This window comes from Wenjunlia tyrosinilytica (assembly GCF_014646055.1).
Taxonomy (GTDB): domain Bacteria; phylum Actinomycetota; class Actinomycetes; order Streptomycetales; family Streptomycetaceae; genus Wenjunlia; species Wenjunlia tyrosinilytica.
In genome coordinates, this window is sequence record NZ_BMMS01000005.1 from 219117 (window position 1) to 233854 (window position 14738).

Here is a 14738-nt window from a genome sequence, read left to right on the forward strand (position 1 = left end):
CGAGCCGGCGCGGACAGGGTGGGGAATGCCGGGGAAGTCGCTGCCCAGCAGAATCCGGACGCCGAGCACGGCCGGGCGGGGCGGCTCGGCGGCCGGGAAGGGCGCGTTCCGCTCGATGGAGGCGGTGAGCGCCGTCGTGGCGTTCCACGGCCCGTCCGACCCCGGAAGGGGGGTGGGCGAAGCGGCTGTCGGTGACTGCCTCTAGCGTTCCGCTCATCGTCACGGCGAGAGCGGGATTCCCCGCTCGTCCGTGCTGAGTTCGTGCTGGTCGAGAGGCGGGGAGCCGGTGGGTTGGTTGACGGCGGGCGAGGGGTACGAAGTCGCCCTGGTGGAAGGGCGGGTGGCCGCGCGGGCCACCGTGGGACGTGCTGCGGGGCGGCAGTTGAAGTCGCTGCCGAAGGGGCTCAAGGACCACCCCGAGGTGGACCGGCTGCGCCGCCTGGCGCAGTGGCTGGACCGCCACGCGACGGCATGTGTGGCGCAGGTGGACTCCTGGATGGTGTCGTCCCTGCCCGTCCCGACGGAGCTGGTGGCGCGGGTCTGGCCGGACGAGGCCTGGCAGGCGGCGCTGCGCGACCTGGTGGTCGTCGGCGACGATCCCGACGAGGTGGGCTTCCTGCGCGACGCCACCGACGCCGGCGAACTGCGGGTGGTCAACCTCGACGGTGAGACGGTCCGGCTGTCCCCGTCCACGGTCACCCTCCCCCACCCGGTGCTCCTGCCGGACCTGGAGGACCTGCGGGAGTTCGCGGCCGAGCTGGGTGTGGTCCAGCGTGTCGAGCAGATCCACCGGGCCACCTGGACCAGGCCCACCGAGCAGGCGCCGAACGCCACGCAGGTGTCGGACTTCTCCGGGGGCAGGTTCGCCTCGCGGTTCGGCCTGGCGGCCAGGGCCACCGCGCTGGGCTACCGCGTGTCGGGGGGCTACGCCACCTGCCAGGTGCGCGACGGGGGGCTGATCACCGAGGCGTCGGTGTGGATCGGCGAGCCGTACTGGGACGGCGACACCGAGACGGGGGCGCTGAGCTTCAGCGGCCAGGACGGGCGGTCGCTGAGGCTGAGCGAGGTCGGCCCGGTGGCGTGGTCGGAGGGGATGCGGATGGCCGCGGCGCTGTACGCCGGTCGGCAGGTCGAGGAAGGCAGGAGCGCATGAGCGAGACCGTCGGCGAGGCCGAGCAGCTGCTGAAGGCGGGGGCGGTACTGCCGGTCGGGACGCAGGGCGCCGCAGACCGGGCGGTGCCGTTGACCGCCCGCGCCTACCGCCACCCCGGTGTCGAGGGACGGACCGTGGTGCGGCTCGTCGCCGAGGAGTTGGGTGCGGCCGAGGACCTGGCCGCGGGCTTCCTCGGCCTGGAGCCCGCCGCGGAGCCCGCCGTGGTGGGCCTCGGCCGGCGCCAGGCGCTGGGCTTCCCGGAGTGGGTGCTGGTGCACCACCCCGAGGACGGCCACCACGCGCTGGCCGTGGTGCCGGAGCTGGAGCGCACGGTCCGGCAGGCCAAGTCCAAGCCCAAGGCGGCCCTGGACGCCTACCAGGAGATCGCCGGCCGCCTGGCCGCCGCCGTACCGCACTTCCTGCCCACCTTCTACGAGCAGGCCGGGCGGACCTTCCTGGCCGTCGAGAACGCGGCGTACGCCTCGCAGATGTTCACCAGGGCCCGCAGGGCCGAGGCGGAGCACGGGCTGGCCATCGACGAGGAGCGGCTCGACGCGGTGTTCCTGGAGTTCGCCCTCGCCGGCGCGCTGCCGGTGAAGGTGCTGTCGGGGTACGCCAAGGAGCTGTCGGCACGGGTCGCGGCGCCGGAGGCGTTCCGCCGGTTCCGCAGGCTGTGCGTGCGGCGCACGGCGGGCGGTCTGCAGCCGTCCGCGCAGATGGCCGCGGACCTGCGCCGCCTGGCCAAGGCCGCGGGGGCGGACGTGGAGGCGGAGGAGCGGGCGTACGTCGCGGAGCTGCTGGCCCTGCCCGCCACTCTTCGCGTGGCGACGGGCTGGTGGAAGGCCCACCGCCCGGCGCTGGTGGCCCTGGCCCGGCGGGAGCCCGCGAAGCGCGGCATGCTGCTGAACCTGATGCCCGGCGGCGGCGAGGAGGACATGCCGCGGCTGTGGCTGGAGCTGCTGGAGGAGTCGGGCGCAACCGCCGGGCTCTGCGACGGCGCGCTGCCCGCCGAGGAGCGCCCCGAGGACGGCACCACGGGCTGGTTCGAGCGGTTCCTGGCGTTCCGGACCCCCGGGTGGCGGGGAATCACGAGGCTGCCCACGCTGTACCCGCTCGTCGAGCGGATGGCGGACCGGCTGCGCGCCGAACTCGCCGAGTCCGGCCGCGCGCTGCCGATCGTGACCTACGACGTGGACCTGCTGGACCTGCTGCTGTCCCTGGACGTGCCGGTCGCCGATCCCGACAAGAACACCGGGCTGCGCCTGGAGCAATGGGCGCAGGGCGAGCAACAACGCGACCTGTGCGCGCTCGAGGCCGACCCCCGTTTCCGGCCCGCCTTCGAACGCGGAGCGGACGGGCTGTCGAACGACCGGGACGGGCTGCGGGCCATCCGGATGCTGGCCGCCTCCCCCGGTGGACGCCCGATGCTCGCCGAGTGGATGCGCGAGGTCGCGCGGCGCTCCCTCGATGTGGGCCTGCCGCAGCTGCCCGACGCCCTGCGGAAGCTGTCCTGGCTGCCGGGCGAGGCCCTGGTCCTGGCCGAGGACGAGGCCCGCGCCGCCGCCGGGACCGATCTGGCCCCGCTGCTCGCCCGCACGCTCAAGGCCGGCCTCTTCGACGAGCTGAGCTGGCCCGCCTGGGAGGACGCGGCCGCGGACCTCGTGCAGAAGAAGGACGTCGACGAGCTCATCGTCGCGGAGGCCTGGCCCCATCTGATCGTCGGCCGCCCCGCGCAGGCCCGGGTGATCGGCGCCGAGGGCACCGTGCTCACCCACGACCTGCGGATACCCGCCGGTGACAGCTGGGGCGACCCCGGCTTCCACTACGTGGACGGAGAACTGCACGTCCACTGGAACTCCCGGGCGCACGACAACCGGCTGGTCGGGTACTGGCACACCCGTGCCGACCGCGTGCAGCCGGTCGAGGGCACCGGCAACACCCGCGGTACCCGCATGAACTGGTACCGCAACACGGGCCCGATCAGCCTTCCGCTGCCCGGCGGCGGCCGGACCACCGGCACCGCGGTGCTGCACGCCGGGGACACGGCGCTGCCCGAGGAGCGGTCGGTGATCACCGACGGAACGTCGTACTGGGTGTGGACGTGGGACGGTTCCGACCACGAGAGCACCGGATGGTACGAGTACGTCCCGGCCACCGGGGAGGTCGGGCGCAAGGGCATGCCGGGCTTCCTGGCCGACGCGCTGCGCGACGCCCCCGCGGGAAGCACGTTCCACGCGGGCTGGATGCTGCCCGCCCCGACGGCCGAGGCCTCCCCCGGTGGCTCTCCGCTGAACGGTCTGCTCGGCTGGAGGGCCGTGCAACTGCCCGACGGTTCACTGCGCGGCGAGGACCTGGCCGGACACACCGTCACCCTGCCGTCCGGGGCGGGACGGCCGTCGCGTGTCCTGCTCTTCCCCGGGGACGACCGGCCCCGGGCGGTGGTCCAGGGCAGTTACGACGTCAGCCTCGTCGACCCGGACGGTGTCGTCACCGCGGTTGCCAAGACGGACGACCCTCCGGGGACGTTCGGCGAGGGCACCTTGATCCTGCCGCCGCTGCGCTACTGGCACTGCCTCGAACCCCGGGACGTCCAGGGCTCCCTGGCCCTGCGCGCCATCAGCCACGACACCGCGGCGGGGCTGCTCAAGGCCGCCCATGCCCAGAGCGGGGAGGAACTGCCCGCCCTGGTCCGCGAGCTCCTGCCCGAGGTGGGCCATGACGCGCTGGTGGCGGGGATCGCCGCAGTGGTCCGGTTCGCCGCCGGGCAGCAGGCCACCCTGGACGCGGTGGCGGACCGGATCGACCAGGCGCTCGCGGGCGGGCACCACGAGGAGGGGCCGACCGGCCCCAGCGACAAGCTGCTCGCCACCGCCCTGAGCGGCCTCACCGGCTCCCGGCGCTACTGGTGGGGTGAGTCCCCCTCGGGGGTCTTCCGCCAGATCCGCTCGCTCGGCCAGGCGCTGGGCCACACCGACGAGCCCGCCACGGACACCCCAGCCGTCGCCCTCCACCTCGACGGGCCCGAGCTGGCCCACACCGAGCTGGAGTGGCAGCCGATGCTCGACCGGTGCGCGGCGGTGGCCTTTAGGGCCGCGGCGCCGACGACGGAGCAGGAGGACCGGGACGCCCTGCACGAACTCCTGCGGGAGATGGACGTGCTGGGCGCCGACGGTGTCCGCGAGCCCGCTCGCTGGCGGCGGTTCACCCTGCACGTCGACAAGAGCCGTCTGACCGGGGCCGACGGGCAGTGGCGGGCCGGAAGCTGGTGCGGGCTGCTGCCGCTGGGCGGCGGGGCGTTCCTCGCCTGCGTGGACAGGGAGGGAGCCGAGGACTCGGGCTGTGTGTTCACCGCGCTCTTCCACGACCCGGCCGGACGCTTCGAGGTGCCCGAGCCGTACACCGTCCGCGCCTCCTCGACGGTCGGGGAGAGCCGGGAGACGGGCTGGCTGGGGGCGTTCCTGACCGAGTTCGCCGCGCGCGGACCGGCGCCCTGGTTCCCGCAGGCCGCCGCGGAGTTCGCCCGGCTCACCGGGGTCACGGGGACTACGGCCCGGCTGGTGGTGGCCGGGATGCCGCGGGCCGACGCCTACGAGCGGAACTTCCTTCCCGCGCGGGCGCGCACCCTGCTGGGGGTGAAGGTCGCCGAGGCCGCCGTGGCCAGGGACGAGCTGCGCACGCTGAGCCATGAGGTCCGCCTCGCCGTCGTCGCCGCCCTCATGCCCGCGCAGCCCGCGCGGCTGTGGACGGAGGGTCCGGACGTGGCCGCTGCCGCGGAGGTCTGGACCAGAGCCGTGGGCAGGCGGGCCGCCGTACCCGAGGCGCTGCTCGCCGAGGCGGTCCGCGCCGTGAGGCCCGTCTTCTGGGCGCCGGCGCGTGCGCTGCCCGCCCTGCTCGACCCGGCCGCCGAGCCGCAGTTGAGCAAGGACCTCGCCTGGGCGGTCAAGGGCGACCGGGTGCACCCCGTCGACTCGGACGCCGAGGGGTTCACCGCGAGCACGCTGGTCGGCTCCGTCGCGACGACCGCGTGGCTCGCGCACCGGCTGCCCGCGGGCGACCCCCTGCGAGCCGCCCTGCCCGTGGCCCTGACCGCCGTGAGAGACCGGCTGGCCAACCCCGAGCTGATGCTCGACCTCGGCCGGTACGTCGGCCTTCCCGCGTTCCGGAAGGTGGCGGGTCCCCCGACCGAGGTCGGCGAGGGCTACGAGCGCTACGGTGCCGTCGTCATGGCCACCCATGACGACCAGCCGGCGCCGGGAATCCGTACGGCGCTGCTGGACGAGGCCGGACAGGACCCCTATCTGCCCGCGCTGCGGGGAGTCGACCAGCAGCCGTTCCCGGCCGAGGTCGCCCTGCGCCTCGCCCGCGATCCCCGCTTCGAGGCGCTCCTCGCCGACCCGGGCGACCCGGTGGCGGGTGAGCGGGGCAAGGACGGCACCTGGTGGCCGCAGGACCCCACCCGGTCCGTGCCCGGCCTGGTCACCGCGGCGGCCAAGGAGTACGGCATCGGCGAGGACGCCGCCGCGCTCTACCTGGCGCTGCTCGCCATGCCGGACCCCAGCGACCGCAACACCGCGCGCTGGACGGGCTGGAAGCCCGCCCGGCTGAAGGCGGCGCGTGCCGAACTGGCCGGCACCGAGCTGGTGGTCGAGGCCACCCGCACCCGGGCCGGGCGCTCGCTCTTCCTTCCCGGCGGCTGGACGGTGCAGCGGTCCCCGCACCTGCCACTGGAGCAGTGGAAGCTCTCCCTGCTGGGACTGGACGCCGCCGACGCCGCGCCGTTGGGGGTGATCGTGCCCCTGGAGCCCGCCGCCGACCTGTACCGCGGGGCCTGGCAGCGGGTGCTGGACGGTGACGGCCCCCGGTTCGAGGAGCTCAAGGTGAAGGGCGGCAGGCGCCGCTGAACCCGCTCGGGGGCGGGCGCGGTACCGTGCCCGCCCCCGGCGTGCGCACCATCCACCAGCCAGAACCCTCAGCCGGCCGCATCAGCCCCATCAGCCCCATCAGCCCCATCAGACCCATCGGGCAGCTGTGCCGGACAGGCAGCTGCATCGGAATCAGACAGATACGAGGAACCACTCCATGTCCCTGACCGACCAGGTGTCGGCCCCCGCGCCCCGGCAGATACTGCCCGCCGAAGAGCGGTACGCGACCGAACTCGCCTTCCTGGCCGCCCACGACGAGGGCCCCCGTCCGCCCGGGTGGGCGCTCACCCCGCGCGCCGTGGTCACCTTCGTCTGCGGCAGCGGCGGCGAGACCCTGGAGCTGCCCGAGGAACGACGTGCCGAGGCGGGCGACCGGCCCACGCGCCTCGCGGTGGCACCCAAGTTCGTGGGTGAACGCGCCCTGGTGGAACGGTGCGTGGTCACCCTCGCTGGAGAGCGCGGCCTTCTGCTCGTGGGTGAGCCCGGCACCGCGAAGTCGATGCTCTCCGAACTCCTCGCCGCCGCCGTCTGCGGCACCAGCGCCCTGACCGTCCAGGGCACCGCGGGCACCACCGAGGACGCCTTCCGCTACGGCTGGAACTACGCCCTCCTGCTGGCCCAGGGGCCGAGCAGCCAGGCGCTGGTGGACTCCCCCGTGCTCACCGCCATGCGCAGCGGACGGGTGGCCAGGATCGAGGAGATCACCCGCTGCCTGCCCGAGGTGCAGGACGCCCTGGTGTCGATCCTTTCCGACCGGCGCGTGAGCGTGCCCGAACTCAGCGGCACCGCCGACGCCCTGGTCTCGGCCGCTCCCGGTTTCACGGTCATCGCCACGGCCAACCTGCGCGACCGGGGTGTGTCGGAGATGTCGGCCGCCCTCAAGCGGCGGTTCAACTTCGAGACCGTCCAGCCCATCGCCGACGCCGACGCGGAGACCGCCCTGATCCGCCGTCAGGCGAGCGCCGCCGTCGAGCGGGCCGGGGCCTCGTTCGGTGTGGACGACGCCGTGCTGGACGCGCTGGTCACCGTCTTCCGTGATCTGCGCTCGGGACGCTCCGCCGAGGGCTGGGACGTCGAGCGGCCGGGCACGGTGCTGTCCACCGCGGAGGCGGTGCAGGTCGCCGCGTCGCTCGGCGTGGCCGCCGCCTACCTGCCGTCCGGGGATGTGCTGGACCTCGTTCCCGGCCATCTGCTGGGTGTGGTCCGCAAGGACGACCCGGCCGACCACGGGCGGCTGCTGGGCTACTGGGACGGGCCGGTACGCCGTCGCGCCGAGGACGGCTCGGCGATGTGGCGCCGCCTGTGGGACCTGCGCGGGACGCTGAATTGACCGGGCGTCGGGCGGCCGCTGCCGCCGAACCCGACAGTGAGCGGTCGGAGGCGGCCGTGCCGCCGAGCGCCGATCCCGGGGGCACCGGCCCCCGGAGCACCGATCCCCGGGCCGCCGTGGCCGATCTGGCATCCTCGCAGGAGCCCTACCTGCTCGGGGTGCGCCATCACAGCCCGGCGCTGGCCTGTGTCGTCCCGGCCCTGCTGGACGCCGCGGATGTCTCGGTGGTCTGCGTGGAACTGCCCGCCGACTTCCAGCACTGGCTGGTCCACCTGGGCGACCCGGCGACCGTCGCACCGGTGGCTCTCGCGGGGGCGGGCGCGGACGGCGGGCTGGGCTTCTACCCGTTCGCGGACTTCTCCCCCGAACTCGCCGCCATCCGCTGGGCGAGGGAACGGGGAGTCGAGGTCGTCGCGTGCGACCTGCCGCTCGACGACCCCGGCTGGTCCCTGACCGGCGGCGAGCACCGGAGTGAGCGGGGCGAGGCCCCGGCCGGGCCGTCGTTCGCCGACGCGCTGACCGCCGCGGGCACCGGCCGGGAGGGCGAGGACCTGTGGGACCGCTCCGTCGAGGTGCTGGCCCCCGGATGCCCGCCCGAGGCGGTCCGCCGGGCCGCCCTCGGCGTGGGCTGGGCCCTGCGCAAGGACAGCGCCGAGCGGGGCGGGATACCGGCCACGGACCTCGCCCGCGAGGCGCACATGCGCCGGGTCATCGCCGAAGCCGCCTGCGGCGGACGGCGGGTGGCGGCGGTGATCGGAGCCTTCCACGCCCCGGCGCTGGCCGGGCCGGACACCCCCGAGGCTGTCGGCGCGGTGCCGGGACAGGCGGTCCCACGTGCGGTCCGCTCCACCGCCACCGCCGAGCCGGCCGCGCGTGGCGAATCCCCGGTGACCACGTCGCTCGTCCCCTACGCCTTCGACCTGCTCGACTCCCGCTCCGGCTATCCCGCGGGAATCCGCGACCCGCGGTGGCAGCAGGCGGTCCATGCGGCGGGCGGTGACCCCGAGCGGGTCCGGCAGGCCGCTGCCCGGGCGGTGACGGACCTGTGCCGACGGATGCGGTCGGACGGGCACACCGCGGGCACGGGCGAAGCGGCGGAGACGCTGCGGCTCGCCTGCGATCTGGCGACCCTGCGCGCCCTGCCCGCGCCCGGGCGGGGCGAGCTGCTGGAGGCGGTGACCACCGTCCTGGGCCAGGGCGAGCCGCTCGGACGCGGACGGGCACTGGCCCGCGCGCTCCAGGCGGTTCTGGTCGGTTCCGACCGCGGCAGGATCGCTCCCGGGACACCGCGCTCCGGCCTCGGCCCGTCCGTCGAGGCCGAACTGGCCTCGCTGCGGCTGCCCTGCCCCGACTCCCCCGACCGGCGCGAGGTCCGCCTGGACCCGCTGCGCTCAGACCTGGACAGGCGCCGGGAGGTGCTGTTGCAGCGTCTGGCGGTCTGCGGCGTGGGCTACGGCGAGCGGACGGAGGTCGCCGGTACCGGCGACGGCACGGCGCTCAGCACCCGGTGGCAGCTCGCCTGGACGCCCGCCGTACCGGCCCTGCTGGACCTGGCGGGTGTGCGCGGGGTGACCGCGGCACAGGCCGCGGCGGGAAAGCTGAACGAGGTCGTCCGCCGCGAGCGCGCGGAGGGCGGCCCCACATGCGCCCAGCTCCTGGCGGGACTGCGTTCGGCCGCCGCCTGCGATCTGCCCGGCCCGGTGGCCGAACGGCTCGAGGAGGCCGCCACCGCACTGCCGTCGGCGGCCACGCTGTCCGAAGTCCTCGAAGCGGCGGACCTGTTGGAGGCGCTGCGCCGCGAGCACCTGCCCGGCACCACGCCCGCGACACGGCAGAGTGCGGCGGCGCTCGCGGACACCCTGCTGGAGTCCGCGGTCCGTTCCATCCCCGGAATGGCCGGGAGCGATCAGCCGCAGGACGCCGTCGCCCTGGTGGCGCTGGCCACCCGGGCCGGGGAGCATCACCTGGGACTGCGGCTCGACGACGCGCTGGCCGAGCTGGTGCGGACGGGCTCGCCGCTGATCCAGGGAGCCGCCCTGGCCGCGCGGGTCCTGCTGGACCTGGACGACTGCGAGGCGCTGGGCGCCAGGACCGCGGGATGGGTCGACACGGCGACCGGCCCCGAGAGCCGTGGCCGTCTGGCCAGGCACCTCACGGGCCTGCTGACGGCGGCCGGCCCCCTGCTGCAATCGGCTCCGGCGGCGCTCGACCCGCTGCTGGACCGCGTCGACGCCCTCACCGACCCGGCCTTCCTGGACCGCCTCCCCGCCCTGCGCGGCGGATTCGACACCCTGGCCCCGGCCGGGCGGGAGCGCCTGCTCCGCACCGTCTCCGAACGTCTGGGCGACCGCCTGGACCTGTCCTTGACCGCCTCCCCGGAGCTACTGGCCCTCTGGACGGCAGCGGACACGGCGGCGCTGACGGCCGTCGAGGCACTGGGCCTGCCGGTGCCGGGGCCGGAGAAGGCGCCGGAGCCGGGAGCCGCGACCGGGCCCGCATCCGTTCCTCCGGAGGCCGGGCCCGCATCCGTTCTGCCGGAGGCCGGTCGGCCGCAGGCCGGGCCCGGGGAACGGCCGGAGGCCGGGCACCCGGAAGGTGACTCGCGGGGGCGGCGGCTGGCGCCCGCCGATCGGTGGCGGTTGCTGCTCGGGCGGGAGAGCGAGCGGCTGCCGTCCGGAGCCCGGCGATACGCGCATGCCCTGGACGAGCTCTACGGGGCCGGACGAGGCGAGGGCGCCGGGGACTTCGGACACGGCGCGGACAACGGCGGCGGCCAGGAGTCGTCGTTCCCCACCGCCCGCGAGTGGGCCGAGGAGCTCGACTCCCTCTTCGGCACCGAGGTCCGCGAGGAGGTCTTGGCCCGCGCGGCCGACGCCGGGCGCACCGATGTGCTGGCCGAGATCGACCCCGCGTCGGTCCGCCCGTCCGTCGAGCTGCTGAGCTCGGTCCTCTCCTTGGCCGGCGGACTGCCGGAACAGCGACTGGCCCGGCTCCGCCCCCTCGTGCGCCGCCTGGTGGACGAGCTCACCAAGGAGCTGGCGACCCGGCTGCGACCCGCCCTCACCGGGCTGGCGACCCCCCGCCCGACCAGGCGCCCGGGAGGCGCGCTGGACCTGCCCCGGACGCTGAGGGCCAACCTGGCGCACACCCGCAGGTTCGAGGACGGCCGGACGGTCGTCGTTCCGGAACGGCCGGTGTTCCACACCCGTGCCCGCCGTGAGGCGGACTGGCGGCTCGTCCTCGTGGTGGACGTCTCGGCCTCGATGGAGGCGTCGGTGATCTGGTCGGCGCTGACCGCCGCGGTCCTGGGCGCAGTGCCCACGCTCTCCACCCACTTCCTCACCTTCTCGACCGAGGTGATCGACCTGTCCGACCGGGTCTGCGATCCGCTCTCGCTCCTGCTCGAGGTGAGGGTCGGCGGCGGCACCCACATCGCCGCCGGTCTCGCCCACGCCAGGTCCCTGGTGACCGTGCCGAGCCGCACGATCGTCGTGGTCGTCAGCGACTTCGAGGAGGGGTACCCGCTCGGCCGCCTGCTGGGCGAGGTCCGCTCGCTGGCCGGTTCGGGCGTGCACCTGCTCGGCTGCGCCGCGCTGGACGACAGCGGCACGCCGCGCTACTCGGTGCCCGTCGCCCAGCAGCTCGTGGCGGCCGGGATGCCGGTCGCCGCGCTCAGTCCCCTCGCCCTCGCCCGCTGGGTGGGCGAACGCCTTCGCGGAGACTCCCGTTGACCTCTTCCTCCTCTTCCTCGCAGCTGCCCCCGGTGGCACCGCAGGTGCTCGCGGCCGCCGTCGAGGAGCTCACCGCACGGCTGCGCAAGCGGCTCGACGCGGCGATCGAACGTGTTCCCGACCTGTCCATGACGACCGAGGGCGGTGCCCTGGCCATCGCGTTCGCCGAGGACGCGGTGGTCACCCTGGCGCCGGGGCCGAACGGCGCGGTCTCCTCGCCGGACGAGGCCCGGTGCGGTTGCCTTCTGGCGCCCCGCTGCCTGCACCGGGCCGCCGCCCTCGGCGCCTGCCCGATCGCCGACCCGGATCTCCTCGAGCCCCAAGGCGAAGACCCAGGAGCCGCCGGATGGGACAGCCCCGCGCCACTCGTTTCCGAAGCGGCCGCCGCGTCCGGATCCCGTGGACCAGGAACGCCTGGACCAGGAACGCCTGAATCCGAGGCAGGACCCCGGGTCGCCCCACCCACCGCCCCGGAAGCGGCGACCACTGGATCGGCGGCTTCCGCTGGTTCGGCAGCCTGCGCTTCCCGGGCTCCCGGATCCCCGGCCCATGGCCCCACGGCCCCGGGATCCCAAGTCGCGCAGACGTCACCCGGACCGGGCTCCGCCGCCGACGCGTCGTCCGCTCCCGCCACGGCCACCGTCCCCTCCGCCGCCCGCAGGGCCGCGGCCTGCGGGCTGTGGGCGGCCGCCGCCGCCGTGCTGGTCGCGGGCGCCCCGGGCGCCGGGGCGGTGCTCCAGGCCGAACTCCTGCGCGCCGCCCACACGGCGCGGCTCGCGGGACTCCTGCGCGCCGAGGCCTCGGCACTCCGGGTCGTCCGCGGACTGCGTGCCGCACGGGACCGGCATGACGGCCACCGGCTCGCCGACCTGGTGGCGGCGCTGCATGAGCTGCTGCTGACCACGGCCAGGCTCCGCGCCGCCGATCCCGACCCCTCGCTGATCGGCACCGCCCGCCGCGCCTACCAGCCCGGCGGCGCCCTGAAGGTCTACGGCATCTGCCGGGAGCCGGTCATCAGTGCCACCGGCTACGGCGGCGTTGTCACGCATCTCGTCACGGAGGACGGCCGCCGGTTCACGGTGTCCGACGTCAAGCCCGGGGGGCCCGCCCGCGCACGCGGGGCCGCCACGGCACCCGTCGCCCTCTGCACGGCGCTCGACCATTCCCAGCTCGCCCGCGGGGGCATGCTCGTCTCGGGTTCCACGGTCTCGCCGGACGGCCGTCTCGGCGCGGGCCGCGCGGTCCGCGCCAATCCCGTGCCCGGCCTGCCGTGGTCGTCGGGGCCGCTCGCCTCGCTCTTCGGCCGTCCTCTGGCCGAAGCGGTCGGCGCCCGCCTGGCGGGAGCGGGCGGCGGTGACCCGGAGCGGGCCGAGACGGAGCGTCAGGAACCCCTCGGCTGCGACCTCGTGGTCGTCGGACCCGCAGGGGACCACGTCCTCGCCCATGAGCTGACGCCGGACGCGCCCCTGATCAGGCTCGTTCCCGCCTCCTCGCATCCCGACCTGGCGCACACCGGGAATCTGCGCCTGCTCGCCTCCCGGCCCGGGATCCGGATCCGCGTGGTCGGACGCCCCGATCTCGACCGCACCGCGACCCTGCGCCCGCTGGCCGTGGGGCCGGTGCCCGGTGAGGAGGTGACGCTGCGCCTGCCCGAGGGCTGGCTGGGCCGCGCCGACCTCGGCTACGACCGGCTCCAGGGCTCGCATCTTCCGCCGCGTGACGCGGAGCCGGTGCACCAGCCACCCATCGGTCCGGGGCCGGACCCCCTGGCCGACTCACCGCTGTGGCGGGTGCGCCGGCTCGTGGAACTCGCCGTCACGGGCGGGCGTCGTGCGGTCGCGGAGGCCTCGAGGGGCGGGACCGCCTCCGGCGAGGGCACGGCGCTGCGCGGCGCCGGGTTCCGTTCCTCCGCGGTACTGGCGGGTGCCTTCACGGCCGAGGCCGACCGCCGCGGGCGCGATGCCTTCGGGCGGCTCACCGACCCCGATCCCGGCGACTACGCCAGGGCGTGGCTGGCCGTCACGACCCATCTCGCGGAGGCCGAACGAGCGCTCGTCCGCGCTTCCTGGACATCTTCCGCGACAGCTCTCGGGAGGGCTTCCGGAACACCCGGACCGGCCCTCGCCGCGACCTCCTGGGCCACGGAAGGAGTGGGCCGCTGAAACGAGCGCATAGGAGAAGGTGACGCCGGACGTACGCGGGTTCGGGACAACTTCCGTCCTCAACGGGCGGCGGCCGTCGCGGCGGCGGAGGATGGAGCTGTCGGTTCCGACTCCGTCTTCCTTGGGAGGCAGGTGTTATGAGCTTCTCCTCCGGCGAAACGTACACCGGCTCGCTGGGCGCCCTCGCGAACGCCGCTTGGCAGATGCTGCTGACGGCGGGCATCGCGGCGATCGCCCTGGGTGTCTGCGTCCTGGCCTGGCCCGGCGAGACCCTGCGGGTCGTCGGCATCCTGTTCGGTATCTATCTGCTGATCAGCGGTGTCTTCCAGTTGGTGGGCGCGTTCGGCCACCATGTGCCGACGGGTATGCGAGTGCTCCACTTCATCACCGGCGCGCTGTCGGTGCTGCTGGGGCTGATCTGCTTCCGCGGGGCCGCGGAGTCGCTGCTGCTGCTGGCGCTGTGGATCGGATTCGGCTGGCTGCTCCGAGGAATCGCCATGATCACCGTAGTGGTGTCCTCCGATGACGTTCCGGCCAGGGGATGGCAGGCGTTCTTCGGCGTCATCACCCTGATGGCGGGCATCGTGCTGATCGTCTCCCCGTTCACCTCGCTCGCGGCGCTCACCCTTGTGGCGGGCATCTGGCTGGTCGTCCTCGGCGTGGTGGAGGTGGTCCACGCCTTCCAGTTGCGCAAGCTCGGGACGAGCGCCGTGCCACCGGTCGGCACGGCGCGGGGCACAGGACGCACGCCCGGCACCGGACCGGCAACGGGCACCGGCCCCGCTTCGGCGCACTGACGGGATGGCACGGCGCTCCGCCGTCGCGGAGCGCCGTGCCGTGCCGTGCCGTGCCGTGCCGTGCCGTGCGGGTTGCATCGCGCACGTTGCACAAGGTGCGCCGGATTCAGCGGCTCTACCCGTCCCCCCGGTCGGTGATCTCGACGTGACGGGACTTCGCCTTCTCCACCTTGGGGACGGTGATGGTCAGCACGCCCTCGGACATGTCGGCCCTCACGTCCTCGGCGCGAACCTCTCCCGGAAGCACCACCCGGTACTCGAAGCGTCCGGTGCGGCGCGTACCGCGGCGCAGCACCCCCCTGCCCTCGCGCTCCTTGATCTCACCGGTCACGACGACCTCCTGGCCATTGACCTCGACGTCGACGTCCCTGCTCCCGACTCCGGCGAGTTCGACCTCGACCCGGTAGGCGTCATCCGTCTCGGTCACATCGGCCATCGGCGTCCAGGCGACGGCCGCGGCGCCGCTTTCGACCGTGGACTCGAGCAGTCCGCCGATCTGACCGAGCAGTTCATCGAATTCCGCGAGCGGATTGCGCGTCCAGACGACGCCGCTGGGCCTGCGCTGCATCGTTCCGGCCGACCGGACCCGTCTCACAGGAGTCCCCATCGCGACCACCCCAATCACTTCAAACATCCAGGTACA

7 protein-coding genes are annotated in these 14738 nt (G+C 74.9%); 6 read left to right on the forward strand and 1 reads right to left on the reverse strand.

The genetic code is table 11. The features are described 5' to 3' along the window. Window positions 1-286 precede the first annotated feature (286 nt). The 6 genes from IEY86_RS07795 to IEY86_RS07820 all read left to right on the forward strand — a co-directional run bounded on the left by IEY86_RS07795 (window position 287) and on the right by IEY86_RS07820 (window position 14095). On the forward strand, window positions 287-1153 hold the full coding sequence (locus IEY86_RS07795; RefSeq protein WP_189130788.1) for a DUF4132 domain-containing protein: 867 nt from the start codon (window positions 287-289) through the stop codon (window positions 1151-1153). Beyond that, window positions 1150-6054: a DNA-binding protein gene (locus IEY86_RS07800; protein ID WP_189130789.1), complete on the forward strand. Its 4905-nt coding sequence runs from the start codon at window positions 1150-1152 to the stop codon at window positions 6052-6054. The genes IEY86_RS07795 and IEY86_RS07800 overlap by 4 nt, the downstream gene beginning before the upstream one ends. Before the next feature lie 178 nt (window positions 6055-6232). Further along, complete coding sequence (locus IEY86_RS07805) at window positions 6233-7405, forward strand: ATP-binding protein (RefSeq protein ID WP_189130790.1); 1173 nt, start codon at window positions 6233-6235, stop codon at window positions 7403-7405. A 116-nt stretch (window positions 7406-7521) separates the two neighbouring features. Further along, window positions 7522-11136, forward strand: a complete 3615-nt coding sequence (locus IEY86_RS07810; protein ID WP_229698236.1) for a vWA domain-containing protein — start codon at window positions 7522-7524, stop codon at window positions 11134-11136. 128 nt (window positions 11137-11264) lie between these two features. After that, window positions 11265-13298, forward strand: coding sequence for a hypothetical protein (locus IEY86_RS07815; protein ID WP_373286974.1), 2034 nt, complete (start codon window positions 11265-11267; stop codon window positions 13296-13298). 137 nt (window positions 13299-13435) lie between these two features. Next, window positions 13436-14095 carry an HdeD family acid-resistance protein gene (locus IEY86_RS07820; RefSeq protein WP_189130791.1) on the forward strand — a complete coding sequence of 220 codons (660 nt, stop codon included), beginning with the start codon at window positions 13436-13438 and terminating at the stop codon, window positions 14093-14095. A 115-nt stretch (window positions 14096-14210) separates the two neighbouring features. Here IEY86_RS07820 and IEY86_RS07825 read toward each other — a convergent pair whose 3' ends face one another. Continuing rightward, the gene (locus IEY86_RS07825) at window positions 14211-14690 is read right to left on the reverse strand and encodes an Hsp20/alpha crystallin family protein (RefSeq protein ID WP_373286971.1); all 480 of its coding nucleotides are present in this window, start codon (window positions 14688-14690) and stop codon (window positions 14211-14213) included. Between the last annotated feature and the right edge of the window lie 48 nt (window positions 14691-14738).